The following is a 25,905-nucleotide window of genomic DNA, read 5'->3' as shown; positions in this document are numbered from 1 at the left end:
TTAAATGAAAATACTATTAATTTTGCTAACAGCAATATTATCCACCACATGCTTTGGAAAAGGTGAGGCATTAGATAAAGTTAAGATTTACTATATTCCCATTGGCGTGGCAACTTACGGAGCAATGACTCCAAATAATATTGAAGAGTTAGCGACGCATCTAGGCATGACTAACTTATCAGATCCTCGCTTTAAGAAACTGATGAGAATTCTTAAATCTTCTTCTAGTGGTCAATTTGAAGGTAATAAATTAAGGGTAAAAATTATTTTACCTAAAAATGACATTATTTATGTTGATAATTATGGTGGCATTAAATTATCAGAGTCTAAAACCCTAAAGCTCGATAATTCAAACCTACAAACAGTCAAAGCAATACTAAATGGTATTACCACTCCAAAATAAATACTAAACATTTTTCTTGCTAAGCCCACTCTGTGGGCTTTTTACTTCTCCAGCTTCACTGACACCCCATAGCCCTCCCCACTCACCCGGTGTCTAGCTGTTTTAATCAGCCACTGACCATCCAAACCAGCCCGTAACCCTGAAATAATCACAGGCCTTTCAGCCACCAACTTTGGATCACCAGGCAAGGTAATTTCCAAACTGAATTTAGAGCGCTCAGCACCTTTAATGGCAGCATTTGCAGCTGCTTGAGCGGCTTCGCGTGTGGGGTATTGCATACTTAAGGTTCGAGCCGGCTCGCCCTGCCCTACTGTTATTGATTCAGTTTGGCTTGTACTACTGTTGTGGTATTTTGCGATCACGCGTTTATAGCCTGAACGTTCGGGCAAGCTCCCTCGATAACTGGTGATATCTTTAGCCAACAAGTGAATTTTTTCCAGAGGTTTACCACTAGCCGTCTTTCCCTGATTACGCTCCACAAATAACAGATGTTCACCCGCTGGTTTGGCAATGGCATCATATTGGTTGGCAATACGACTTAAAAAGTGCAGGTCACTTTCTTCGGTTTGATCAATATGCTGAATGATTAAGTCAGTGAATTTTTCGGCCACTTTTGGATTTAAACCATGGCGTTGAGCAATACTCCCAACAATATCCGTCAATTTCACCTGATGCCAACTTTGGCTACGCGGCGCACGGATAGGCCCTTTTAAATCCGCACCACGGGCTTTGATTTGCATTTGGTTGGGTGGTCCTGAGAGTAATACCTCATCCACCGTATAGTTGCCCATAGGTACTAAGCCGGTTTCTACATAGCCCAAGGCACAGGATAATTGAACACCTTTTTTTGGGATGGCTAACGAGCCATCATCGACCAGGGTGAGAGTTAAACTGTCCGACTTCCAACCTGCTTCATCAGTGAGTTCTAGGCTAATGAGTAACGGATCAATGGTCGGCGTTAGGTTAGTGTCACCCAAGTGAATACTGAAAGTAGGTTGCATATTAATCCCAAAGCTTATCAGTAGGATTGGCAGGGGGAGGAATTTCGGGTAAGTCGAGGGTTAATCCGGCAGGAAGCACCGGGCCCAGCTCAGCCAGGCCCGGGTTTGCGGCTAATACATTTTGGACGTAGTAACCGACCTCACGAGGTTTATCATAATAGTACCAGCATATCGCATCAAGACTGTCGTTTTGTTTGGTCCGATACTGCATCGTTTTCACCGTAGTAACTCATGGATAAGCTAAAGTCGATTTTTCGGGGTTGGCCTTGTTGATCCAAGTAACTGTTGGTCTGCTCCACGCTGGTAATACTCCAGTAGTCGAGTAAATCGCCGGTACCGGCTACCAGTAATAATGGCTTACCTTGCCTGCCTAGTGTTGCCATCTGCTCAACGGTATCGACGGCACCATATTGGCCTGGAAACACACTGCCTGACAGGTTAATGGTTTGTTGACCTTCGCCGGTATACTGCAATTGCGGGATAGTGCCCAAGCGCTTTTGCTCGGACCAGGTAAACGACCAGGCACGTTGCAGTTGATTAAACGCTGCCGTCTCAATGGAAAAGGTAAACGGCCCTAATTTCAGTAAGGTGCTAATAGCCATACGTCAAACCTTCCTGATCATAAAGTGATGCACGACGATCCGATTCTGCCTCAAATTCTCGCCGTTTGAGTTCTTCCCTTACCCGTTTAGCGATTTCTTCACTGTTCTGACCTGCTTGCGCATGAATGGTAATCGGGGCGTTAATATTGGTACGCGACTGGTTTTGTATTTTAATGTGTTGGTTACGTTTAGCCTGTAATTGGTCCTGTATCTTCTCATTATTACGCGCTTTGGCAATGGAAATAACACGTCCTGACTCTTTTACAGGGTTTCGTGTTTTGGTTTTGTGTTGATAGTTGTAACGGCGATTCGCCATGGCATAAGGTTTCACTCCATAGTGAATACCTCGGCTCCGCCCTCGGTGTTGTGGGGCAATATACGATGATGGCTTGGGCTTGGGCTTGGGTTTAGGCTTCGTTTTTTGCTTATTGTTTTTCTCCTCTTTCTCATCATCATCGCCAAACCAGTTAAAGACACTACTGATGATGTCCTTAATCCAACTGAATTTGGACGCCAGCCATTCAAAGCCCGGTTTCCAGTGTTTGAGCAACATGCCAATGGGGGATTTGTTAAAAATACCTTTAATTAAATCCCACGCTCCCGTAAATAGTCCTTTAATGTTATCCCAGGTTTCACTAAAAAAATTAGATACCGGTGCCCAGTTTTTAATTAAAATCCCTAGCGGGGAATAACTAAAAAAGATATTTTTTGCCCAGTCCCAGAACTGATTAAAATACCCTTTTACCGTGCTCCATAGCTCACTAAAAAAAGATTTGATCGGTTCCCAGTAAGTAATAATTAATGCTGCACTACCCGCAATGGCGGTGATGACTAAACCGATAGGATTCATTAAAAAGGCGGTACCGACCGCTTTAATAATCGGAATTAAACTCCAGACCACTTTACCAAACGTGAACACTGAGGAAACCAATTTAACGCCCATTAAACCCGCTAAAATATAACCGACGTTTTTCCAGCCAATGGTCGTGGAAATAAAATCACTAATCACACTGGTGACACTAAAAAAGCCCTGACCCAGGGCATAGACATTTTTTGCCCAGATTTTAAAGCGGCTGCTGATATTTTTAGCAAAGGCTTGTATTTGCGGTTGGAAATTCACCACCCAAGCTTTAAAGTGTTTCATTAATTCAGTGAAGGCGGGCATCATCGCTGCACCAATGGTGTTCTTTACACCGCCCAAGGCCATCTGTGCATTCAGCAAGGCATCATTAAAATTCTCCGCATCCCGTGCAGCTTGTTCGCCAAGGACATTACCGGTGGCACGGGCATCCACTCGTAATTCCTGCAAACCTTTACGACCACCTTTTAGCATATTCACCAGATCAACCCCTTTACTGTCGAATAACTTCATGGCGAGACGGACACGGTCATTCTGGTTTTTTACCTGGCTCATTGCTTCCGCAATTTGTTCATACTGCTGTTCAGGTTTTAATTTCCCAAGCCATTGTGCATTAAGCCCTAATTCGGCGAGGGCATTTTTTGCTTCACCTGTGCCTTTGGCGGCTTCTGCAACGCGTCTTACCATTCGTTGCGTGCCCAAATTAAACTGCTGTACCGATACCCCTGAACGCTCGGCGGCATATTGAAATTCCTGCAGGGCTTCAATACCAAACCCTAATTTATCCGCTGTTTTAGCGATCGGGTCTAATCTTTTGGCCGTCCAGGCGGATAAGCCAAACGCCGCAGTTGCGCCACCGGCCAATACCCCTGCACCCCGTTTAATACCGGTTGCCACTTTACCCACACCCGGCATCAGCTTAGTGCCGAACTTCTGCAAGGCGGCTTTGCGTTGTAGTTTCTTTTGTGCCTTGGCTGATTTATCTAGGGCAATACCATACTTTTTAACGGCGCGTGTCGCCGATTTATACTGCAATTCAACGGATTTAATTCGCTCGGCTAAGCGGTGGGCGGATTGACGCGTCGTGGTTTGTTTGCCTTTCAGCTCAGCAAGTTTGGCTTTGTATTTATTGAGTTCTTTAACAGCGGCTAATTGTTTATTAGTTTCACGATAAGCCTTCCCCAACTTCGCCGCCGAGGCCTGGCTTTTCTTAATGGATTTACCCAACGATTTATCTAAAAACGCACCAATAGCGATATTTAAGGCAAGTTTACTCATAGAATCGGCTCTTTCGGGGCAGCATCAAACCAGTCCACTAATTCATCCAGTGGCATGTTGATAAATTCAGACAGTGGGGTTCCAGGGAGGCGGGCGGCTAAGGCAAAGACGATGGTTTGACAGTGTCGATAATTAATGACGAAAAAATTTATCGGCGATCACCTCACTGATTTGACTAAAATCAGCCCCGTCTATTTTTTCAATATCCTGCTGACTTAAGCCGGATAAACCTGCCATCATGGCAATGGCTTGTTCTAACTCGGTACCACCTTGTTTGTCGATATTCTTCATATCTTTGACGGTAGGTCGGCGTAATTTAATTTCTGAAATAGTTTCGCCATTGACGTTAATGGGATAATTCAAGGGTATTAATTCACTCATAGTTTTACCTTTTATTCAATTCATCCAAAAAAAAATTATTTAATTTAATGGTAAGTATTTTGTTTTAAAAACCCAACGCATCGCGCATTTGTTTTAATTGATCCACCCCGTTAATCACCCGCTTCATATTGATTAAATCAATCTCAGCCTTAACACTATTATCAATACTTAACTTGTAGTAATTGAGTTTCAGGGTGACACTCATGGTGCTTATTTCTCCAGGTTTTAACGAACCCATATCGACTTCGGTGACTAACCCAGTACCGATGACTTCAAACGGCTTCACCTCGTGGCTATTGCCTTTTTGTAAGCCCCCTTTGATTTTTACCGGCAAGCCGTCATTACCCTGTTGTAAGCCAAAGTTTTCCAACACGGCGGTATTCATATCCTTAATACTAAAACTGAGCTCGAATCCTTCCATGCCCACTATAATGGGCACTGGGCCATCCATGCCACCCGCATAAAAGTCTTCCGTTTTTGCGGTTAATTTCGGTGGTGTAATTTCTTCAATCACCCCACGCATACTGACACCATCCAGCCACAGACAGCCATTATGGAGTTGATAGCCTGCTATCATGATTAATTCCCCAGTAAGTTTTGATAATAGCGATCGGTCATCGACGACCTAAAAATAACGTGTTCCGCCGGTGCCGGTGGGGTAAAGTCAAAATCAAAATACACTTTACCCGCCGCTAAATTATCCGGTGTATTTAATTCTTCGTTGGGGTAGCACTCACCGCCTAAAATCGCACCCAACGCGGTTAATGTGCGCAAATAACGATTCACGCCTTCCGACACATCAGCAAAATAGGTTTTGGTAATATTCCGATCCACCGCCCACAGGTGAGCACGCAATAATGAATCTTCGATAATCGCCTTGGTCCTCACCACATTAACAAAGGCCCATTTCGGATCTGAAATACAGGTGGTGCGGTTACCCCAGAGTCGATAACCATTTTCCTGAATAATGGTGGTGATATGGCTTTCGTTCAGTAAATTAGCCCGGCAATTGGCATCCCCCAACGTGAAATCAATGGGGCGGCTGGTACCGATAATGCCATTAATCTGTTTATTCGACGGTGAATGCCAAAAGCCTTTATCGTTATCCACCTTAGCCATCAGTCCGGCGACATACGACGACGGAGGTCTATCTACAGCTTGATGGGTTTGGGTATCCCAGACCTGCACCCAGGGATCAATTAAATACGCATAACGGCTGTCGTATTTGTTTTTATACTGAATGGCTTCTGCACCGGTGGTATTAGGACCATCAATGATGGCTATACCATTGAGTTGGTTGGCGATCATGTCCAGCGCTTTACCCACCGGCTCTAATTGACTGTAACCGGGTGCAATCAGTAAACGGGGTTGCACACCCACCACGGATTTGGCCACCGTTAAGGCATAAATGCCAGTGGGTGGATCACTCTGACCATTACCGACTAATGCACTGATTTGCTTAGCTTCCTCGCTTTCTTCTTTGACGCGAATCACGACCACTAACGCGCCAATCTGATCAAAAATCCCTTTAATGGCAGTCGGTAATGTGCCTTTATCACCGAGTTTTGTAGCTTCGCGTAATGAGCCAGCGATTAATATGGGTTTGTTTTCGGGGAATATTTTGTCATCCGCCTCGGGGGCGGTACCGACGACACCAATGACCGAGCTTTTCACGGTTTGAATGGGGCGCGGGCCGCTGTCAATTTCCACGACCTCGACGCCATGCAGGAATTGTTCTGGCATAGTGTTTTCCTATGAGTGAATTAAAAATAATTAGGCAGGAGAATCGATTGTATCGTTTAACGATAAAACACACTTAATATCACCATGCGCCAGTTTTAATTTATAGGCCATGGTCATCGAATCTATGGTGAGTGTTGTGTACTGACAATCTTCAATTAGGATCGACAAAATAACGGTGCCATGTTTATCGGTGTAGATTTTAGGGGAGCAATTGCCTTGGGTTGTGGGGTTATACAAGATGCGACCTTTCTGGTAACAATGCCCACAAAAGACTTCATCAACAATCTTGGCACAACCGTAAGCATATCCATGGATTCGGATATGGAACATATGGCTACCGGTATCAACATTGATATTTATGGGGGTAATAAAATGAAAATAGACGTTTTTATTGGTGCCTAAATCCGTGGTATCAAAGTCACCGGTTGCACTGGGAGGGCTATCATCATGGTAAGAGGTTTTGGCGACAAAGCCTTTAAAAATACCATGGTGTATGGTGCCAGGTTCATCCTGAATACCGGTATACCATTTTTCTTTATCATAAACGACTTTTTGTACGTACTGCGGATGGGGATCTGGTTTTTGCTCATGGGCAAGAATGGATCGGTCCACATATTGGCGGCTGGCCAAGACAATGGCCGGATCAATTTTAAGCTCGACGGTTTTAGTGTTGGATAACTCAAAAATCACCTTTAAATATAAACTACTGCCACTGCCTTGTTCGAGTCGAGGTTTATAGGTTTTAGGGTAGCGCCCAACGACAATTAAATTATCTTCATCATCGTATAAACCAAATTCAGTGATATAAAAATTACCGTCGGTTTCAGGAATTACGGTTTCACTGACCAGCCAATTTTTATTTTGTTCGTCCTGATAAATACTGTTAATCGGCCCTTGCCAGCGTACCCGAACAAGATGTGTATCCGTCTCTTTGGGGCTGGTTTCCTTACCGCCATCTTCACCACCATCACCCACTTTTAACATCGTAAGCTTAACGGTTTTACCCAGGGCATGGGCATTAATAATGCGCGCCTGACCGACTTCCGTCAGCAAGCTATAGTATTCAGCATTCATGAAGTACCTCGTGGTTGAATGACATGGGTATGGACCGTTTGATAGCCCACAATCAATTTTCGACAAACACAACTGTTTAAGTGGGTGGTTAATGGTGGCGCGATGGTTAAACAACTCACAGACTGATGGCCTGTGGCAATAACACTGGTAAACTGGTTGCTAATCGCTTTCGTCAAATAAGGACGAACAAAGGTCGTTTGTCCATTCAGACAGGTGGTCGCAACACCGGGTATTTGGGTTTTATTCGTTAAATACAGGGTTAAATCAAAATGTGAGCGTATATTTTTAGTGCGATTAATCAGCCGGCGAATATGTTCATATTGTTTTTGGGTGATGCCATCATTTTCCAGGTTCACATCCGCTTTAAAGGTATAGGGCTGACCACCGTATTGAAACCATTCCTGGATACTGATATCCACCCCAGTTGCGCCCAGGGCTTTTTTAACGGCTCCGAGTGTGCCTTTAATTAAATGCACGGCAATCGACGCCTTAATCACTTGGCGTTTTATTTTAGGTGTCCAAGTCTCATCCCATTCATCCACTGATAACGCCCAGGCTAACCAGGGTAAAATCGGTTCAGGGCATACATCCGGTTTCCAAATAATATCGGGACGTGCCGGAATCGCCGACACGCGGGCGCAGCTGTACTCTAATGCACGTTCAAACGGCGAAGCATTACTGGGCAGTAAAGACATAAATGAAAATTTAAAAAGGTGGGAATAAATGATTAGGCAGTAATATTCAGTGTAATTTTAGTGTGTTTAGGCGCTTGCCATTGTTCGGTGACAATATCCGTGGAGGGTGATATTAATTCAACTCGTCGTACACCACCGGTATGCAACGCATCATAAATACCGGAGATAGCCACCGTTTTACCCAAAGCAAAACATTGCGCCAAATAGCTGTTTAATTGTTTTTCGACTTCGTGTTGTATGGCATCTTTTGAAGGACCATGGAAAACATAAATATCCGCTTCAATTTGGTAGGGAACAATCTCGGCTTTTCGAATAATGACTTTATCCGTCAATGGTCGGATGTCTTCACGGTTTAATGTGGTTTCTAAAGCCTGCTTTATTTCCTGATCAAGTGTTGTATTCACCTCAGAACGCGGTAAATAGCACACAGTGACTTCACCCGGTTTCAGCGAATAAGGTATCACATCCAGTATTTGATCGTGGGCTTTACTGGCATGGAATAAATACGCCCCTTCAGGGCCTGCGGTAGAATAGCCTTCAGGTCCCAGTTGAATACGCCGACGGAATTCATCATCAGGTTCCATCACAGCAGGTACAGGGGGGATTTCATCAGGCCGAGCGGGTTTAATGACTTTACGCTTTACCCCATAATTCGCGCCAATATGATCGAGATCCGCACCACGGGCATACGCTAATAACAGTGATTGCGCACGCTCATTAAATTGTTGACGAATGAGTAATTCACGGTAGGCGGAGATTTCCAAGATTTTATAAGCCGGATCGGACTCCACTAACGCCGTAAAACCATAGCTTTTTAATTGTTCCAGCATCGCATTAAAAATGCTTTCATAATCCAGTGACTCAATCACCTCTGGTGCAGGTAACTGAGATAAATCAATGGCCGTATATTCGCTCATAAGATAATCCCGTCCAAGGTAATGGGTTTACCTTCGGGTAAGTAAATGCCTTCCAAGTAGATTTCGATTTGACCTGGTTGGGTGCGGGTGGGTGTAGCTTTAGTCAGCTTGAAACGCGGTTCCCAACGGGCCAAAGCTTCAGCGGTAGCCGCGATTAACTCCAAGCGTAAAGCCCCATTTAAGGGTTCATCGATTAAATCTGGCAACCGACTCCCATAATCACGCCGCATGACACGGGTGCCAATGCGGGTGGTTAAAATATCGGTAATCGATTGCTTGAGGTGTTCGATGCCTGATAATCTTTTTCCTGAATGACAATTAATACCAAGCATAAAATTTAATTAAATAAGGATCCTTAAGCCCTTTTTACATTAAACCAAATAAAAGTTGGATAATTAGGTTGATCTTGATAACACTGATCAGGAACTTGCAAAGAAACTTGGTAACCGGCAGCAAATGCAGCTGTTAGTAATGACAACGAGGCATCTCCATTTGGAGATTTTTTTCTATCCCAACGAAAGGAGTTACTCCTACATGCATTTGGACCAATAGGATTACCTGAAATTTCTACAAAACAGGTCGTATCTACAGTATGACAACCAACAGATTGTATCTGTCTCCAGCTAGTATTCATATCTGCATAAACTGCGGCATTAAAAAGTATTGATACTAAAAATACAGCTAATTTTTTCATTATAAATTCCCTAATATTTTCCAAGGGAATTAAATAGCAATATAATAGATATTTCAATCAGTATCTGTTAAAACAAAAAATTATTGTCGTGGCTTAGGCGGCACATGATGTTGATCTAAATGGCTGTTATAAATATCTCTATCTGCCGCCATACTGCGGGTTTTATCGGTAATATCTGCAGTGGCTTTGATACTGCCTTCCACATGCACATCACCGACCATATTAATACCTGCAGGTGAATGTAAGGTACAAGTACCACCCTCAGGCAAGTAAATATTGTAATGATGCTGCTCACGATCATACTGGATCTGAGCTCCATCTTTGTAATAACTACCCGATACATCAGGCGTTTGCTGAGGAGCAGAATATTTATCCTGGTATACTGTGGGTAAAATAAAACCCTGGGCTAACTCACCGCAAGGCGATAACACCACCACTTGCTCATCTTCTTCAGGTGCCCACCAGGAACGATCATGACTGGCTCTTGTTGTTAGCCAGGGTAGCCAATCTGTCGTGAGTTTATCCATTTGTACCCGGGCGCGCGCACGATCATAATCCACGCTTCTAATTATGCCTGGCCGAATTAAATTCTTAACCAGGCGAATCAGTTCTTCGATATTAAAGGGGTTTATATCGGGGTTCATGGGCTTTACCTGTATACGGTACATGGCTGGCTAATACAGTTTTAGGTGTTTCACCTTCGTCTTCCCACAGTAATTCACCCATATAAAACGACTGTTGCCAGGTCACTTCCCAGCTTTCATAACCTTCGGTATCAGGGTTAAATAAGGCAGGAATCGCTTGAATATGCTTGGGCAAAGCAACGACATTATCAAGTCCCCATAATCCTGTTCCGGGCTGATTTAACAGCGTCATCACCTCACAGGCCATACGGCGAATTTCAATGGCTAAATCAGGTGTGCTGTTGGCTAACACACAGTAGCAAAACCAATCCGCATTGATGACATGGCGACCATCACCGGGATTCTCACCGATTTCCATTTGATGCATCCCTAAATAAATACCGGGTGAATTCAGGCATTTACCTGGATTATAAGCCTGCACAAATTCCAATCGTTTACCAAAATGATTCGTTAGCGTGTCCACCATGGCCTGGTGAATTAATTCAAGAGGATCATATTTATTCATGATTTAACGCGTAATTAAGTTCTTGTTCCAGGAGCGTTATGAGTCGTTGTTTGCCACGCTTTAGGATTTGGATGACAACAGGTTTCGCCACGGGCTCAATGTCTTGTGTTTGGTAAACAAGGGGTAAACGAGCCTTCCCAGCCCGTTTAAAGGCGGCTTCACGATCGCCAATTTTAAACGCACCCGGTCGATAATGCTGACCCGCTTTTGCACCACCAGGCACTTCTTTGACCTTACCAAAATAACCTAACCCTACCGGATTAACACCCAACCAAACCTTAATTTTACCTTCGGCATACACTGTGGTGACACGTACTCGGTGTTTTTTAAACAGGTTTCGCTTCACACCGGAGGCATCAACGACTGCTTGGATTAATAACCGTTCGATAAATGCCGTGTATTTACGTTGGGCACGTTTAATGGCGCGCTTAACATCCGCCTGACTCCGATCCAAACCCATTAACACGTCATCCAGTGAGTCATTAATATCAACCGCGACTTTTAACGCCATCGACTACCTTCCTTAGCCGCTTCATAAGGGGATAGTTTAATAATGGCCATACCCGTATCTTTTTTTAATGGCGGCCAGTTCAGTTGAAATTTCTGCTCGTCGATCACCACATATTCATGTTGTTCAAGCGTAGTTAACTCATTGACCGAAACGTGTAATTCAGGCGTCGCATAATTTAATTGGATTTTATTCAGCTTACCTTCCTGATCGCGCCAATAAAAAATACCGGTAATAATCTGGCCATCCGTTAACACAATTGGACGGCCATACATGGTCATGCGCTCCCGATTCAGCTCCTGTTGTAGACTTTGGAATACACTCATAGCTTATTTTAAAACGTCAGTTAATAACGCTGAGCCATTGGGGCGAGCAGGCACCACTAACGGTGCAGATTGCGTCATCACATATTCTACAGACGGATCTTCCTGCACCCAGGATTTAGGGAAAGTACGCATAGGCCGTAATACTTTGACATCCATAATCGCACCAAAGCACTGCACACCTTCCACATCACCGACGGGCATCACCACACCTTCAGGTAAAAAGGGCTGCATGTTGCCTGTATCATCCTGATACTGACGACTGTCGCAGTGTAATTTTAAGCGTCCGCCACCCAGAGAACCCACAAACACCACATCATCGGCTGCGGTTTGTGGACCTCGATCGATGGTGGCATTGGTGCCAGCAACCTGGGTATCCAGTTGGTCCAGTAACTGTTTATTTTTACGCATGCATTTCCATACGGCAGGCCCAAAGTAAATATCCTTGGCTTGCGAACCACCGGGGACGGAAGCCATGGCTACACTGATTTCCTCGATATCATCGACGATGGGCGCAGCTGGATCCGTCCAGAGTTTCTTGGGTTTTAAAGTAAGCTTTTCACTGCGACCATAATTGACTTCGCATTTGGGATAATTTTCACCACTGATGGTGACTTTGCCATACAGTAAACTTTGTACCGCCATCCATTCCAAACGATTATCAATGGCTTCAGCCTGTTGAATAAATAATTCCATTTTATAAATATTGTAACGCTGGGCTGGCGATAAACTGCCTAAATACGCTTCACCGACACGGCGCTTCATCATCGGTTGCGGTTTAACCGCATTTTTAGGTTTGATATACGCCGGTTTAAAGCTTTTCACTTCATAACCTTGATCGGGTAGTGGTCTACCTTCCAACATGGGCGAAACAAACGGCGCAAGACGTCGTTCACCAAACACTAATTCAAAATTAATTTGCTCTTCCTGCGATTCATAAATCGAAGAAAAGTATTTATTTAAATAATACGGAAAAGGTTTTTTCTTGAATTCGATCGTACGCACCAGCGTAATCGTATCGCGGTCGATATTCACGGTCATGACAGTAATTACCTATTAAATAAGCGATGTAAGAAGTATTTTAATAAGGTGGGAGGTAAGTAATAAAAACGAGGATTAAAACAGTCATTTATGTATAGCTGGGTGTTTTTAAAAATATTCCACGCTCACGAAACGGTTGCATAAGGGTTTGTTCCGTATGACCGTTGCCTAAATGCAGTGCGGCAGGATTAAAACAACCGGCGGCATACACACCTGTAGATTGTGCCTGACTTTTCGCATCCACGGCGTACGCTAAAATACAATCGGGCACTTGGCTACCATCAGTCGCCGTAGCATCGGATAGCACATATTCGCCTTTATCATTACGGCCTAACACCGCATTCGCGGGTAATTGCTGGCCTTTGGCAATGGTGACGGTAATGGTATTGACCTGGGTTTCGCCGGTTATGAGTGGCATTAAAGGTGGAACAGAATAATGATTACTGGCGGCATGCATTACTGTTATCTCCTGTGATTAATTCAAAGTCAGAGAGCATTTGCTGAATCGCGGATTTAGGTTCGTTTGTTTTTTCAGGGGTATTTTCCGAGGGAATATTCGGGTGCTGATCGTTATTCATGTGCTGGGTAAAGGCGTTTTGTGTAGTGTTTTCTTTTTTGGGGGCAGAAGCTTCAGCTTTAGGCAGCGTCTCCAGTAACGCTTTAGCATCATCCGCCGCCATGCCGGATTTTACTAGGTGTATTGCGGTTGCCATTCGGCCTTCAGCCGCTTCGCACTGCAAAATACTTAAACAACGCTCCCGTTCTTGCTGGATTGCACTGGCTTTAATGGCATCCGTATCAACGGGTTCTACGGCAGGTTGTGTGCTTTTTACTTGGGGTTCAGTGGGTGTAGTCATAATGGCCCTTGTATCGTTCAGGTGGTGAGTAAATACCGTCAGCACTTGGCTGGCCGGTAAAATCTGGTCAATTAAACCCATTTCCTGGGCTTGCTCGGAGGAGTAAATAGCGGCTTCAGTCTTACGAATGGTGTCAGCTGCTAACTGACGATTTCTCGCTACCGTATCCACAAATAAGGCATACAACGCATCAACCTCTTGTTGGAAGCGCTCTTTAACGGCATTAGGCAGTGGCTGATAGGCATTACCATCGGCTTTATGCGCACCTGCATGGATAAAGGTGACATGGATACCCAGCTTTTCATGGGCTTTGCTCTGATCCACATGCGCCATAATGACCCCAATACTGCCCGTTTGTGCAGTTCGCGGAGCAATAATATGATTGGCGCCGGAAGCTATGGAATAAGCGGCACTGGTCGCCTGTTCATCCACTAGCGCCCAGATGGGTTTAATCTGTCGTGCGTCATAAATGGTATCGGCTAAATCCATGCAACCATTGGCGCTACCACCAGGACTATTAATGTCCAGTAAAATACCCCTCACGTCATCATCTTCTAAGGCGGTATCCAATTTGGCTTGTATGCCATCATAGCCGGTCATCCCGCTATAGGGATTTAAATAGCCATAACGGTGGGTTAATGTGCCTTCAACAGGAATCACCGCAATACCATCCTGGATCTGGTAAAGCTTACGTTCACGGGCTTGGTAATTTGCAGCACTGGCTTTTAAATCCGCCAGCAATAATTGACCGCCATCAGCGAACGTTAAACTCTGCAACTTAAGCCGTTCAGCCAACGCACCAAAAAAAATCCGGGCATAACCCGGATTCATTAATAATGGTTTATTGATTAATTCATCAAAGATCATTCTTCTGTGGCCTTGCTAACAACTGGATTAAAACTTGGACTGAAAGGTGACAAACCGTACGCTTTAAATTCCTGGGCTTCTCGTTGCCGTTGTTCCAGTACTTCTTGGTAATCTTTACCCAGCATCATGCAAATTTCTTCGAAGGTAATCGCCCCCAGAGCATATAATCGTTCTAAGCGTTCCACTTCTTTTACTCCATCAATATGAGTTTGGCCTTGAGCAATCCAATAACAGCGGGTCCAGGCAGATGGGTTTTGATAAAAGTTAGCGTTCCCTGGCAATTCAATCACGCCCTTATTAATCATTTCTTCCAGCCATAGCGCATAAATTTGCTGACAAAAACGGGCGGGAATAATATGCCGGACACTTAAAAAGAATTTCCAGCTCTCCAACATACTGGCACGGGCACTGGAATAATTGGTTTTACTAAAATCCCGACTTAATTGTTCAAAACTGATATTTAAGCTAGCAGCAATATGGCGTAATAAGGTGTCTTCGAAGTTTTCAAAATACGGATTGGATTTGGCAGTTTTTAATTCGAGTTTTTCATTGGGAAATAAATGCGGAATGCGCGCGCCGTTATAATGAATATTATTAGCGCCTTGATGATAGCTTTGCACCGCGTGCATATAACTATTAAGCGTATTTTGACTACCATTATTCGGCTCACCACCACCCAGTGCCGCCAGCACCGTTTGCGGATCAAATTCTGATTGAATCACCGCTGCATACATGGCATTCACGATGGCATTTTGCAGCGTAGCATCCTGGAATTGCTCCAGCATTTTTAGGTTGCGCAAAGTGCTGACAAACACATTAATGCCTCGGGTTTGATCTGGTCGCTCAGGCTCAAACACATGCAGGACTTGCAATCGGCCCCACGGCTTGCGTCGTTTAACCTTTTTCCAGATATAGGCATCTAACGCTAAATCGACATCGCCAGGATGGGCACAACGAATATGATAAGCCATTGCCTGACCTCTGTTACCCAGTTCAACACCCGCTCTTAAGTGTTGGGTATCCGCCTGCTCAAAGGGATTACTTAATCGTTCACTATCGATTAATTTAATACAGGTTTGTGGTCGATGATTATTTGAAGCTCGCCGCCATTCCGCTGAAGCGAGTATTTCGCCCTGGCTGGCATAGTGTCGTACTGATTCGCGTGCCATCATAGTTAAGGTTCTTTTTTCTTCCGCATCAATCCAACAATCCGGATCTTCCGCCCAATCCGTAAAACGGGCTTCCACATCCTTGGCCCAGAGGCTGGCTTTTTCGGCATCGAGACCTAGCACTTTATAATTTGGCTTGGCCGATAATCGAAATTGATGGCCCACAATATTATCCACATAAATCTGTTCCGCCCCATTAGCATAACCGTGGGTACGTTTAATATCCCGCGCCCGACTATTAAGCAGGGGCATTTCCGGCAAATGTTCACGGTCAATAGACAGTAAAGCAGGTTGCCAAAAATCCATACTTTGCTGGACAGATTTCGTGGATAAAGGATGGGATTCCATGTGTAAGGGTTTTCCCGAGCTGTCAATAATCAGGGACATGGTAATATAGAGAAAAAGTCGATGAGGATAAATTTGACGGTGAATATCAGTAAAAAAAAGATGTTTTTTATGTTGGCCTTATTTATAGGTACAATTTCGTTAATTATGCTCGCTATGACAGGCTATATTGTCTGCACACTTGATGTCCCTTCTGGTACTTTTTAGCTTCAGCCTAAAATATTACTTTAAACGCTCGTCGTTGTTTGGATTGATTAATTTCGGCTTCGAGCTGCTGGATATAATGCTTTAAATCCTCAGGTTTATGGTAGGTCACCATCGCCCCATCCGCATCACGGATGGAGGCCCGTAAATCCCCTGTGCGTAATTTATGCAAAGCCTGTCGTGCTTCAAATAAACGTTGTTCGGCATTCATCCGAGCGCTCTCCCTAATGCAGATAGATCTAACGGTTTTGGTTTTGAGACTTCGTTAAGGCTCGTAATATCAGGGTCGAAAACCAGCGTGTTTTCGTCCCATGGCTGCGCCCAAGCGGGAGGGTAAGCCCAGTTAATGGTTTCGGCTTGCAGCTTGTGGGCACAAGCGCCGTTATACACGGACAAGTCCCAAGCTTCGTTAGGTCCGCCGAGGGGTTCCCACTTGCCTTCAGCGTTACGGGTTTCTGCCGTGAGTTCTTCATAAAAACTTAAGGGCAACCAATCGGGAAAATGAAAATATTTTGGCCCGGGTATGTCCCGATCCAAAACATTATTTAAAGCGTCTTTGAATAAATTGGTATTCAATAGCTGTAACGGAATATCACCGTAGATTTTGGCTTTACGCTGCGAGTTATGGGTATTATCCGGAAAGGTTTCCCGCATTTTTTGCTGAGTATGGCGGTCACCTTTAATCAGCATAAAGCGGTGTTGTAAGCCTTGTTTTTTGACTTTGCGGTAAAAGGCATAAGCATTATCCGTCACGCCATCCTCACCACCGGAATCACACGCCACCATGCGTATACCCATTACCCGACCAGAGCCGTCAGCTAAGGGATAGGCTTTATTCAATACCTTATCCAGCAATACATCCCAGTCCTCAGCATAAGCACCTGGATGAATCGGTAAACGTTCATCATCTTCATCAGTGCGATACGGGGAATACCGTAACGCTAAGCGATCAATGAGCCATCGCTCTAACCCTTCTCCCCAGCCTTCTACCTGCACCACAAACCGGCGACGACTACCGGCTTGCACATCGATGGCAGCGGTTAAGAACCGGACACCATGAGGTATCGTGCGTTTTGTTAAGGGTTCTGCTCGTGCTTTTAAGCCTTTGGCGGTACGCTGATACTCATTAAGAATCGGGAAGTAAGGGCGGCCTAAATCGATATTAAATACTGATTTAAACTTTTCCTGACTTCCTGTTTGTTCATAATGCTGTTCCGCTAACAAGTAGGTATACAACAGTTCTTGCCAGGTTTGGTACCCTGCTGCTGGGCCTTCCATCCAAAAGCTGGCATACCGCGATTGTCGTTTTTCCCCAATGACCTCACCTGCCGCAGTTAACTGTTGACCCTCACCCAGCCAACGACACTGATTGTTAAGCTCATCTTTTTGGCTCGGTTCAATACGCTGCTGACAATGAGGGCAGCGCATATAAACGCTTTCTGATGCCTTAACCGGATCACTGTGCTTCTCCCAATGCAGTCGTTCAAAGATGGGTTGAAACCATTCCTGACAGTGTGGGCAGGGCCAATATAAGCGTCGTCGATCCCCCTGGTTATATAACCCTAAAATACCTTGGCAGGGCGGAGCTTCATGAGGAGTACTCGCCTCCCAACGTAAATCAATAATGGGTTTACCGGGAGAGGACTCGACCACGGTCATCCCACTCGACATAAAGGTTGTGGTGCGCTTTTTGGCGAGGGTAAATGGATCGCCTTCGGTATCAATATCGACTTTTAAGCGATCATAATCCGTGAGAAAAACATATTTATAGTCTGAGCTGGATAAGATGTTTTTGGTAGGCCAACCGATTTTTAAATAATTACCAGCCCGAAATATTTTATCGTGGACATTATTATCATGGGATCGTGGTGATAAACGTTTTGCTAACTCAGGGCTGCAATGAATCGCTCGATCTACCCGCTTTTTGGAATACTCCTGTGCTTTTTCCTTGGCAATTTGCACAATCAGCATATCGCCTGGATTATGAGCGATAACGTAGCTTAACCAGCCTTCACCAAAGGCCAGGGTTTTACCCGTACGTGCCGGCCCAACAAAAAAGACAGCGGTATACTCACGACTGTTTAAACAATCCAGTGGCTCGATGATATAAGGTGTGATTTCCGGGGACCAGGGATCACTTCCATTGCCGTTATTTTTGGGAACTCTTAGAGTTTGTTTAACCGCCTCACTAACGGATAACCGGCTGGGTGGTTTAATGATTTCAGCAACATCATCGGCAATATTATTCGTTTCGCAGTGCATGTTTTAGTTGGTGATACAACGACTGCCGTACATCATTTACAACGTTTTCAACAGCCGTTAGGGCTTTGGGAGGTAATGCGCATTTGCGTTCCAAATGATCTGGTAGGGTTTCACAGGCCTGAATCAGGACTTGAACAACCGTGTTCAGTGTACGACGCACGTCTTCAGCCTCACAGAGCTGACTTTCACGCAGTTCAAAATCAAGACGTTCATTTTCCGCCTGAAACCAGTCTTTGCGATCCTTAGGCTTCATTTTTTCTGGGTCATGCAGATCAGATAATTCAGTACTACCAAATAACGCCGGCCCAACCTGGTCAGACGCATACACATCATAGCCTTTCAGTTTACCAACCGGTTTAATTTCCATCTCTTTCAGTCGCTTTGAAACGGTTTTGCGGCACATATTAAAGAGCTGTGCCATTTGGCTAATACTCCATTTTTCAATCAAAGGAAAAGTCATCGTGTTCGCCTCAGATGTCGCACCTTTAAGTGTTTGTTTTTATTAACGAAAAGGGTATATGGTGGTGCGGCGTATTAGGCCGAAATTTTTGCGTTTATCGCGAGGGTTGGACCAGCGTGTTGCAATAAAAGTGTCAGGAGGGACCCATATATCCATATTTTTCAAAAACCTTTATCTTTTTGATAAATTCAATTAAATTTTAATATAGACGAAAAAAACACTTACAAAAGCAAGTAAAAGATTTTATTTCTCAACTTTTTTTACTGCTACTCCCTCATCTAAATCAAACGAGGCAATATCACTGTTAGCATTAATCAACACTTCCTGAAAGCTATTATTATTAGCAGCAAAATACAATATTTTTTCAAGGTTTGACACATCAAGCCTTTCCAATTCGTTGCCCCTTAACTCTACATACTCCAAGTCAATATTTCTTGAAAAATCAACATTTTTTAACCTATTATTATTAGCTCGTAATTCAACCAAAACAAAATTATTCGATACATTCAAATATTCCAAGCTATTGTCATTAACATGTACTGTAGCAAGTATAGGATTATTAGCCAAATCTAATCTCTTAAGATTATTACCATTTAAATCCAGATATTCAAGTAAAGTATTTCCAGATAAGTCAATAGACCTCAACATATTATTAACAACAGCTAATTCTTTTAGACTATCAAATTTTAATAGATCTATATTCTCCAGCATACCATTAACAATATATATTTTTTTGATAATAAAACTTTTTGAGATATCAAGTCTTTTTAAATTATTAACTCTTACCTCTAAGACCTCTAACAAAAAATTATGAGACAAATCCAACCACGTTAAAGCAGCACCTCCAATGCTCAACTCAAGCAGCAAATTATTTTTCGACAAATCAATTACTGAAATATCATCTTCATACAAGTAAAGTTTTTGTAATTGGCTATTACGAGACAAGTCAAGCATTGATAAAGAGTTACCCCGACTACTGAATAGTTCAAGATTTACATTAGTTCTTAAATCCAAATCACTAATACTATTCTCATCAACAACAAGCATCTCAAGATTTATATTACTCCCTACAAATAAGTTGCTTAATCTATTCTTACCACATGAAAGCGCAATCAATTTCACATTTTCACTTACATCAATCGACCCAAGCTCATTACCATTTAAAAACAAATAAATAAGTTCTTTATTATGAGCAACATCAATTTCTTCCAATTCATTTAAACTCAACTCTAACGACTTAATATTTTTAAATAGCTTTATTTCACTAACATCACGAATCCCTCTATCCTTGCAATCCAACTTAACTATTTCATTGACGCTTGTATAGTTTGACTCCAATACACAACTTTTAAAATTTGGATCTTTAAACTCAATTTCAGAGATAAGCTTGGTCTGCTTCTCAGCAGCCGAACTACTCACAGAAACCAGAGCAATAACAACCGTAGCCAAAAGTGTTTGAACAAGTCTTCTTGAATACATGATAAATATATTCCTTCAAAAACCTTTGCCTAACTTTAGTAGAGTGTGTAACCAAACTAATATTTAGCTGATGAGCTGTTAGTTTTTTATTTTAAGTGGCTCAATAAACAATCTCCAAAAACCAAGCTTTGTTACCTAGCCTTACAATAATACTCAGTATAAGAATAAGCATCTACTAATAACCCAATGCACTGTTCAAATTTAAAAAAACGTAGCCGTTTACCTTTTGGCAACTCTATCAATAAACTATTTTCTGAATCTTCTATTAACTTCCACTTAAACCAAGTTTCTTGTTCTTCGACAGAGTCAATTGGTGTATATGTAGTTTTATTACCCTTAAAGACAAACGCCATTTCATCAGATGAGGAGTTAATAGCCTTCAGCACAAGCTCAGGAAGTTCACTTCCAGTGTGTTCCTTTATGGTTAAATCTCCATCTAGAATCCATGCACCATCCAGCCATTCCAAATGGCCTTTTGGGGCACACCCAAAAAGCATTAAAGCGAATAATACAGTAAAGCTCTTAATAAATTTCATGTTTCATAACATCTACAAAATATATTTACAAGCTGGTTTAATTAACCCACTTACTCATTATAAAAATCACTCTTTAAACTTACACTTATGATTTTTTAGAGTCTGTACATAGTCGAATATTATTGGTCTTTTATACCCCTTTATTTCATTATCAGATGCTGTTCGCATCCAGATATGCCTTTGTATTTTCAAGATTTTAATAGGAGTTTCTTTACAATACACTTCCCTCCTTCGCTTACAGTCACTTATAACTTTTTCTTTTTCAGCTTCATATCTAGCAATATATTCCTTACAAATAGATTCCTTTTTATTCTTTTCTTTTTCTTTAACACTAGATTGTTTTAAATATTTATTTTCAGCCTCTTTGGCCTTTTCGGCTTTTTCAGCCTCAGCTCTTTTCTTTATAAAGGATGCCTTTTCAATTGCTTCTTCAATTTTTTCTTTTGATGGACCCTCTCTTATTTTGATAGCGCGTTGTTCACTATTCACATTGCAAGTTTTTTCCTGATAAGTGATTTTTCCTTTAGAATCAGTGCATTTATATACCTGGGCATGTGAAAAATTTGACATAATAAACACTATTACCAAACTAGTTAATACATATCTATTCATAACCAGCTACCCATTATATAAAACTTCAAAAGCTATAACCCTGCTATAAATTGTAGCTTGGAACACATCGAAAAGCGGTAGAGTTCATGGTCTTGTTATGTTATTACCATCAGATGTTACTTTGACTGCTTTAAAGTGCTGCCTTACTGACTTAGGGAATAACAGCAAAAAGGCTGAAGTAAAAAAAACACCAACCTGTAGGTAAAAATATAGATGAGGAGTTCCTGGGGCGTTAGTGTAATAATGAATCGCAATTGTTGAAGCCGATCCCAGAGCCGCAACAAACGCGAGGATACCCACTGTAAGCCTCGCCCAATTCCTTTCCATATACACCATTGCGCACAAAAAGCAGACTAGGCCGAGCCTAGGCAAGACTGTTGAAGTATTGATCTCCAAGCCTGAATATGCAGCAAATGCAAGACTTCCAAATGCATTCGCTAGAATTAGTATCAATGCTAAGTAGACGAGTGTCATTGCTTTGTTGCTCATGTTTTTTTCCACCACAACCAGCTAACTAATTCCATTCAATTTATTTTGATTTTTTATATACCCTAACTGAAAGAGCTCTAGCGCAATATTCTTTAATTTCGATGTCTCAGGTTCGGTTCTATTAGATTTTTTTACTAACACTTCATACTCATGTATGAGAAATTTAATTGACTGTTCTTTTTTCCGGCAATCAATGCACTTAGTGCAATCAGCATCGACATAGAAACCAAGATACTCAAGCCAGTATTTTTGCTCCTGGGCATAAAAAATGAACCATCTTTGACATTGCACACATTTCTTTTCGATATCCACATATATGCAAATTGGATACGTTGAGTAATTCTGTTTGGAAATATCAGCCTCAATCGCCGTTTCGGGAAAAATGGAGTCTGCTTTATATTGCCAGTGTGCGCGAAGAATTTTCTCTACGGGGAAAGTTGCACCAGAGTAAATTGGTTTATCACCATACCTCGGGTGGGTAACATATTCTCTATACTTTGTCTTTCGTTTCTTCGACATTACTATGTGCAAACTCCGCGTTAAAAGGCTTTTTTATACTTGATTGTTCTGTGCTATTAAGCGAAAAATAAACGATGAAAAAAGTTATTGTTGAACGCTTTGTTATAAGCTATTTGTTTGCAACCTCACTTACTAAACTAAAAAATGATGAAACCTGCGAGAAAAGCACAAGATACGATGGGTATAGAATAGCTTTAATCCTTGACCTTACGTTACGATGTTTTCGCCATATTTGAGATAAAGCCAAAATAATGATTGGTAATCCTAATACATTTCCAAACACGAAACCAATAACTAAACCTATCGATTTACCATCGAGCTGACCAATAGACAATATAAAAGATAGAGTAATATTTATTATAATAAGAGCAATAGTCCATATTGCTAAAAAAATCCACCCTTTATTATTTTCTGGTTTATTTGGTTCTATATCTAAATTCGGAGGCTTGTAGGCATTAGTATTTTCTTCCATATTTAATAACCTATATTTTCGCTAGGCTAAGCCGATGGTGCGGAACATAGCGTAATACCGGTCGGCTTGAGCGGCTTGTTAAAAATTCCCGAAAATACCGTCGTACCAGTATTTGTTTCGATCTTTAAACCATAACTCATTTTCAGGTGTGCATAAATCGGCCAGCGACTTTGCTGATAACTGGTAGCGTTCCAAAAGAGCCAGTAAATCTCTCAATGCCTCTTCATCGATTTCAGTTTCATCAATGTGCAGATACCCCTGATCGATACTTTTTACGCACGGAATTTCCTGTGCCCAAGTAAAGAAATGATCTTCATCGAGCTGTGAGTAGTAAACTACTGGCTGGGTATCAATTTTGATCATAGTTGGTGCCTTGCCTTATTTTGCGTATTGAGCCAACATTTTTTTCGCTTCTTTTGGCACAGCCTCATAACTAGGGTACTCAGGTTTCATTTTTGCGACATGGTGCCATTGGGCGATTGCCTGTTTTGTTTTTCCGATTTTTAGATATGACTCTGCAAGGAACAGGCGAGCATCACCTTCACAGTAGTGTGGCTTTAATGCTATCCCTTTTTCTAAAGGTGCAACTGACTGCTTCCAATGCCCTAGTTTTTGCAAGCATCGACCAAAAGCAATGAAAAACCTTGGATCATCAGAATTCGAGGTTATTTGTTTATAAATAGGTAAGGCTGAAGCAAAGTCTTTTTTTGCTTCAAAAGCAGTTGCCTGTTTATAAAGTTGTTCGCTATCCATACTTATACACATAACGTTCGTCGTTGCGGGCAGTTTGTAGCGACACAGGAACAGAAAATTGTTCCGACAGCCTACGTCTGTTAATTTTTCGATCGCTCAATATATTTCGATAACACCCAAAAAACAGTAACCAGACCAACCCAAGAAATTATCATTGGAAGTACTCCAGTTAATAAAACATCATCATAGCCTGAGAAAGGCACATAGATAGCCACTGTTAAAGAGAACGAGTGACCACCTACTAAAAGCCCTGGCGTAAAAAATAAAGCAATTGGAGTAGCACGTAACAGTGATCGTTTTTCAACGGAATGACCCGCCGTTACTTTCCATATCGTAAATGCAGAAAGAAGCCCTAGAAAAATACTTACTATAACTACAGTTTCTTCTTTCATCCAAACTCCTAAAGAAACTTAACGCCGCAAGCTGGGGCAAATTGCCGGAGCGAAGCGCAGGTAATTTGTCCCTAGCCTTGGATTGTTAGTAGCTATGTCCAAAGTGCCCACCTGACTTCAATAAGTTTGTGAAGCATACGATCATCTTCTTCGTATTGCTGCTCAGTTAAACCGCATTGATCTTCTATTTCTATTCTTTTCTGCCACCATGAATAAAGCACTTCAAGCTCATTCTTTGCTTTTTGATGCTTTTCGTCAGCTTCCCAGTCAGTGTGACCAGTGAACAGATGCTCTTTTTCTACACAATCCTTAAGCAACTGAAAGCAAGCGTGCAACAACACACTGTCTTTGTCTTTCCAGCCATCATCAAGGCTATCAATTTTCAAGATATTTCCTGGTTGCATCAGAATCTCATTAGGCTTCTAACGCCTAACACAGCGGCTGGCAAAATTGGCGCGGCTTTTGGAACAAAAGGCGTGACACTTTTGACAGTCCGTTGCTGTTACTTGTTAGAAGCTTAGTTGGCGATGTAAATAAATTGCTCATCATTTAACCAGCCCGCCTGCGCCTTAATTTTATATAATTCAAATGCCTCGTGATATGGATCGGCACTATACTCGGATTCTACCATTGCCCAGGCTATCCAGTGCGATACTGTGTAATAGCAACCAGACAATTGATATAGTGGCTCACTTAAAAAGAAAAATGCTTCATAACCTTGCTCACCGCAGTGTTTTTCAATGATTTCACAAAGCTCATCATCTAAATGCACAGTGGGTGAATCAGCACTTTTTAGCACTTCACGTCTCAGTATTTCATTGCCTCGATAAACGGAGCGTTTCTTGGCCGCAGACTTTTCTCCATTTAATTTGATGAGTTCTTCATCTCCAAATTCTCGCAGTACACTCTCGATATCTTCATTAAGTTGATCAAGTTTGTTTAAGAGCTTCTCATCACTAATTTCTGCTGATTGAGGATGAGTTTTTCTTACTTCGTTAATTCTTTTAAGTAATCGATCGCCATTGGGGAATATAGAAAAGCACTGTTCTAGCTTTTCATCACCAACATTCCATATGTCGAAATGAAGAGCATAATCATCTCTGATATCAGGCATTGAATCAGTGGGTTCACCTAAAGCCTCTCTCCACTTCCTTTGCCATTCTTGTTTAATGCTCATATCTCTCCATGCTTCTAACGCTGCCATAAATTGCAGTTTTGTAGTGGAGTTTTTTTTGTTATTAAACACAAAAAACGCAACGGAAATCTGTCAATTTGATGGCCATGTTAGCTGCTGAGGTTAGATATAATATTTTCAATATTTCTTTTCCATACAGGATAGTCTTCTTCGTTTTCCTGCCACAGTTCGTTCAGCTCTGATTTATTAGAGAGTACGAGCTTCAATCCAGAAACAATGCTCGCCTTATATCCAGAAAGCCCGGACTTATCTTGTTTAGCAACCCAATCATCATAGCCTTCCGTTTCATGTGAATATTCCGTTCCGTTAAGAATCGAATCCAGTATTGAGCCCGATACAATTACTTCATGACACTCTTCATATTCCAAGTATTCGGAGTCTTTATGCGTAGCCGCTTTTCCTATAAAGGATTTAGCATCAGTTTCCATAGCGTCGTATAACAAATCACATGAGGTGTCATCATCAAAGACACCCATTCCCCATGCTCCCATTTTATTCTCCTTCTTTGAATTTCATTACAGCTAACTATTAATGAACGTCAGTCTGACGCAAGATATTACGTCACCGTGACGTATAACACCTCAATAAATTATAGGCAACTGGCACTTTTTAAGCCTAGTTTATAC

The 25,905-nt window shown here is 42.3% G+C and carries 36 protein-coding genes; 1 reads left to right on the top strand and 35 read right to left on the bottom strand.

Features of this window, described 5'->3' with window-relative positions; genetic code table 11:
- The first annotated feature begins 4 nt into the window (after positions 1-4).
- Positions 5-403, top strand: a complete 399-nt coding sequence (locus ACQ96U_RS16090) for a hypothetical protein (protein ID WP_431722280.1) — start codon at positions 5-7, stop codon at positions 401-403.
- Between the two features lie 41 nt (positions 404-444).
- Here ACQ96U_RS16090 and ACQ96U_RS16085 read toward each other — a convergent pair whose 3' ends face one another.
- The 35 genes from ACQ96U_RS16085 to ACQ96U_RS15915 all read right to left on the bottom strand — a co-directional run bounded on the left by ACQ96U_RS16085 (position 445) and on the right by ACQ96U_RS15915 (position 25,770).
- Positions 445-1,404 (bottom strand): contractile injection system protein, VgrG/Pvc8 family, encoded by a 960-nt coding sequence (locus tag ACQ96U_RS16085; protein WP_431722279.1) that lies wholly within the window; start codon positions 1,402-1,404, stop codon positions 445-447.
- A gap of 1 nt (position 1,405) precedes the next feature.
- On the bottom strand, positions 1,406-1,615 hold the full coding sequence (locus ACQ96U_RS16080) for a tail protein X (RefSeq protein ID WP_431722278.1): 210 nt from the start codon (positions 1,613-1,615) through the stop codon (positions 1,406-1,408).
- Positions 1,581-2,006: a phage tail protein gene (locus ACQ96U_RS16075; RefSeq protein WP_431722277.1), complete on the bottom strand. Its 426-nt coding sequence runs from the start codon at positions 2,004-2,006 to the stop codon at positions 1,581-1,583. The genes ACQ96U_RS16080 and ACQ96U_RS16075 overlap by 35 nt, the downstream gene beginning before the upstream one ends.
- Positions 1,996-4,143: a hypothetical protein gene (locus ACQ96U_RS16070; RefSeq protein WP_431722276.1), complete on the bottom strand. Its 2,148-nt coding sequence runs from the start codon at positions 4,141-4,143 to the stop codon at positions 1,996-1,998. The genes ACQ96U_RS16075 and ACQ96U_RS16070 overlap by 11 nt, the downstream gene beginning before the upstream one ends.
- A gap of 132 nt (positions 4,144-4,275) precedes the next feature.
- Entirely contained in the window at positions 4,276-4,524 is a 249-nt protein-coding gene (locus tag ACQ96U_RS16065; RefSeq protein WP_431722275.1) for a phage tail assembly protein, read from the bottom strand.
- Positions 4,525-4,588: 64 nt separating this feature from the next.
- Positions 4,589-5,101 carry a phage major tail tube protein gene (locus ACQ96U_RS16060; protein WP_431722274.1) on the bottom strand — a complete coding sequence of 171 codons (513 nt, stop codon included), beginning with the start codon at positions 5,099-5,101 and terminating at the stop codon, positions 4,589-4,591.
- Positions 5,102-5,103: 2 nt separating this feature from the next.
- Complete coding sequence (locus tag ACQ96U_RS16055; protein WP_431722273.1) at positions 5,104-6,267, bottom strand: phage tail sheath subtilisin-like domain-containing protein; 1,164 nt, start codon at positions 6,265-6,267, stop codon at positions 5,104-5,106.
- A 30-nt stretch (positions 6,268-6,297) separates the two neighbouring features.
- Positions 6,298-7,341, bottom strand: a complete 1,044-nt coding sequence (locus ACQ96U_RS16050; RefSeq protein WP_431722272.1) for a phage tail protein — start codon at positions 7,339-7,341, stop codon at positions 6,298-6,300.
- A complete protein-coding gene (locus ACQ96U_RS16045; RefSeq protein WP_431722271.1) occupies positions 7,338-8,036 on the bottom strand; it encodes a phage tail protein I in 699 nt (232 codons plus the stop codon). The genes ACQ96U_RS16050 and ACQ96U_RS16045 overlap by 4 nt, the downstream gene beginning before the upstream one ends.
- A 32-nt stretch (positions 8,037-8,068) precedes the next feature.
- The gene (locus ACQ96U_RS16040) at positions 8,069-8,953 is read right to left on the bottom strand and encodes a baseplate assembly protein (RefSeq protein WP_431722270.1); all 885 of its coding nucleotides are present in this window, start codon (positions 8,951-8,953) and stop codon (positions 8,069-8,071) included.
- Positions 8,950-9,285 (bottom strand): GPW/gp25 family protein, encoded by a 336-nt coding sequence (locus tag ACQ96U_RS16035; protein WP_431722269.1) that lies wholly within the window; start codon positions 9,283-9,285, stop codon positions 8,950-8,952. The genes ACQ96U_RS16040 and ACQ96U_RS16035 overlap by 4 nt, the downstream gene beginning before the upstream one ends.
- Positions 9,286-9,308: 23 nt before the next feature.
- Entirely contained in the window at positions 9,309-9,647 is a 339-nt protein-coding gene (locus tag ACQ96U_RS16030) for a hypothetical protein (protein WP_431722268.1), read from the bottom strand.
- Positions 9,648-9,727: 80 nt separating this feature from the next.
- Positions 9,728-10,291 carry a phage baseplate assembly protein V gene (locus tag ACQ96U_RS16025; protein WP_431722267.1) on the bottom strand — a complete coding sequence of 188 codons (564 nt, stop codon included), beginning with the start codon at positions 10,289-10,291 and terminating at the stop codon, positions 9,728-9,730.
- On the bottom strand, positions 10,266-10,796 hold the full coding sequence (locus tag ACQ96U_RS16020; protein ID WP_431722266.1) for a hypothetical protein: 531 nt from the start codon (positions 10,794-10,796) through the stop codon (positions 10,266-10,268). The genes ACQ96U_RS16025 and ACQ96U_RS16020 overlap by 26 nt, the downstream gene beginning before the upstream one ends.
- The gene (locus ACQ96U_RS16015; protein ID WP_431722265.1) at positions 10,789-11,307 is read right to left on the bottom strand and encodes a hypothetical protein; all 519 of its coding nucleotides are present in this window, start codon (positions 11,305-11,307) and stop codon (positions 10,789-10,791) included. Before ACQ96U_RS16015 ends, ACQ96U_RS16020 begins: the two co-directional genes overlap by 8 nt.
- Complete coding sequence (locus ACQ96U_RS16010) at positions 11,298-11,579, bottom strand: hypothetical protein (RefSeq protein ID WP_431722264.1); 282 nt, start codon at positions 11,577-11,579, stop codon at positions 11,298-11,300. The genes ACQ96U_RS16015 and ACQ96U_RS16010 overlap by 10 nt, the downstream gene beginning before the upstream one ends.
- 54 nt (positions 11,580-11,633) lie before the next feature.
- Complete coding sequence (locus tag ACQ96U_RS16005; protein WP_431722263.1) at positions 11,634-12,668, bottom strand: major capsid protein; 1,035 nt, start codon at positions 12,666-12,668, stop codon at positions 11,634-11,636.
- 88 nt (positions 12,669-12,756) lie between these two features.
- Positions 12,757-13,125: a head decoration protein gene (locus tag ACQ96U_RS16000; RefSeq protein ID WP_431722262.1), complete on the bottom strand. Its 369-nt coding sequence runs from the start codon at positions 13,123-13,125 to the stop codon at positions 12,757-12,759.
- Positions 13,109-14,392 carry a S49 family peptidase gene (locus ACQ96U_RS15995; protein ID WP_431722261.1) on the bottom strand — a complete coding sequence of 428 codons (1,284 nt, stop codon included), beginning with the start codon at positions 14,390-14,392 and terminating at the stop codon, positions 13,109-13,111. The genes ACQ96U_RS16000 and ACQ96U_RS15995 overlap by 17 nt, the downstream gene beginning before the upstream one ends.
- On the bottom strand, positions 14,389-15,909 hold the full coding sequence (locus ACQ96U_RS15990) for a phage portal protein (RefSeq protein ID WP_431722260.1): 1,521 nt from the start codon (positions 15,907-15,909) through the stop codon (positions 14,389-14,391). The genes ACQ96U_RS15995 and ACQ96U_RS15990 overlap by 4 nt, the downstream gene beginning before the upstream one ends.
- A 211-nt stretch (positions 15,910-16,120) precedes the next feature.
- Positions 16,121-16,321 carry a gpW family head-tail joining protein gene (gene gpW, locus ACQ96U_RS15985; protein WP_431722259.1) on the bottom strand — a complete coding sequence of 67 codons (201 nt, stop codon included), beginning with the start codon at positions 16,319-16,321 and terminating at the stop codon, positions 16,121-16,123.
- A complete protein-coding gene (locus ACQ96U_RS15980; RefSeq protein WP_431722258.1) occupies positions 16,318-18,372 on the bottom strand; it encodes a phage terminase large subunit family protein in 2,055 nt (684 codons plus the stop codon). The genes gpW and ACQ96U_RS15980 overlap by 4 nt, the downstream gene beginning before the upstream one ends.
- Positions 18,353-18,832, bottom strand: coding sequence for a DUF1441 family protein (locus tag ACQ96U_RS15975; protein ID WP_431722257.1), 480 nt, complete (start codon positions 18,830-18,832; stop codon positions 18,353-18,355). The genes ACQ96U_RS15980 and ACQ96U_RS15975 overlap by 20 nt, the downstream gene beginning before the upstream one ends.
- Before the next feature lie 243 nt (positions 18,833-19,075).
- Positions 19,076-20,311, bottom strand: a complete 1,236-nt coding sequence (locus tag ACQ96U_RS15970) for a hypothetical protein (RefSeq protein WP_431722256.1) — start codon at positions 20,309-20,311, stop codon at positions 19,076-19,078.
- Positions 20,312-20,442: 131 nt separating this feature from the next.
- The gene (locus ACQ96U_RS15965) at positions 20,443-20,847 is read right to left on the bottom strand and encodes a hypothetical protein (protein WP_431722255.1); all 405 of its coding nucleotides are present in this window, start codon (positions 20,845-20,847) and stop codon (positions 20,443-20,445) included.
- 66 nt (positions 20,848-20,913) lie between these two features.
- The gene (locus ACQ96U_RS15960; protein ID WP_431722254.1) at positions 20,914-21,459 is read right to left on the bottom strand and encodes a DUF4124 domain-containing protein; all 546 of its coding nucleotides are present in this window, start codon (positions 21,457-21,459) and stop codon (positions 20,914-20,916) included.
- Positions 21,460-21,543: 84 nt separating this feature from the next.
- Complete coding sequence (locus ACQ96U_RS15955; protein ID WP_431722253.1) at positions 21,544-21,948, bottom strand: hypothetical protein; 405 nt, start codon at positions 21,946-21,948, stop codon at positions 21,544-21,546.
- 21 nt (positions 21,949-21,969) lie between these two features.
- Entirely contained in the window at positions 21,970-22,467 is a 498-nt protein-coding gene (locus ACQ96U_RS15950; protein WP_431722252.1) for a zinc-ribbon domain containing protein, read from the bottom strand.
- Positions 22,468-22,576: 109 nt separating this feature from the next.
- On the bottom strand, positions 22,577-22,939 hold the full coding sequence (locus ACQ96U_RS15945; RefSeq protein WP_431722251.1) for a hypothetical protein: 363 nt from the start codon (positions 22,937-22,939) through the stop codon (positions 22,577-22,579).
- A 78-nt stretch (positions 22,940-23,017) separates the two neighbouring features.
- Entirely contained in the window at positions 23,018-23,302 is a 285-nt protein-coding gene (locus ACQ96U_RS15940) for a hypothetical protein (RefSeq protein ID WP_431722250.1), read from the bottom strand.
- Between the two features lie 15 nt (positions 23,303-23,317).
- Entirely contained in the window at positions 23,318-23,692 is a 375-nt protein-coding gene (locus ACQ96U_RS15935; RefSeq protein ID WP_431722249.1) for a tetratricopeptide repeat protein, read from the bottom strand.
- Between the two features lie 80 nt (positions 23,693-23,772).
- The gene (locus ACQ96U_RS15930) at positions 23,773-24,084 is read right to left on the bottom strand and encodes a hypothetical protein (protein ID WP_431722248.1); all 312 of its coding nucleotides are present in this window, start codon (positions 24,082-24,084) and stop codon (positions 23,773-23,775) included.
- Positions 24,085-24,176: 92 nt separating this feature from the next.
- A complete protein-coding gene (locus ACQ96U_RS15925) occupies positions 24,177-24,488 on the bottom strand; it encodes a hypothetical protein (RefSeq protein WP_431722247.1) in 312 nt (103 codons plus the stop codon).
- 113 nt (positions 24,489-24,601) lie between these two features.
- Positions 24,602-25,261, bottom strand: a complete 660-nt coding sequence (locus ACQ96U_RS15920) for a hypothetical protein (RefSeq protein WP_431722246.1) — start codon at positions 25,259-25,261, stop codon at positions 24,602-24,604.
- A 107-nt stretch (positions 25,262-25,368) separates the two neighbouring features.
- Positions 25,369-25,770, bottom strand: a complete 402-nt coding sequence (locus ACQ96U_RS15915; RefSeq protein ID WP_431722245.1) for a DUF4259 domain-containing protein — start codon at positions 25,768-25,770, stop codon at positions 25,369-25,371.
- Positions 25,771-25,905 lie beyond the last annotated feature (135 nt).

Source organism: Zooshikella sp. RANM57, assembly GCF_050749885.1.
Taxonomy (GTDB): domain Bacteria; phylum Pseudomonadota; class Gammaproteobacteria; order Pseudomonadales; family Zooshikellaceae; genus Zooshikella.
This window is presented reverse-complemented; position numbering and strand designations above follow the sequence as displayed.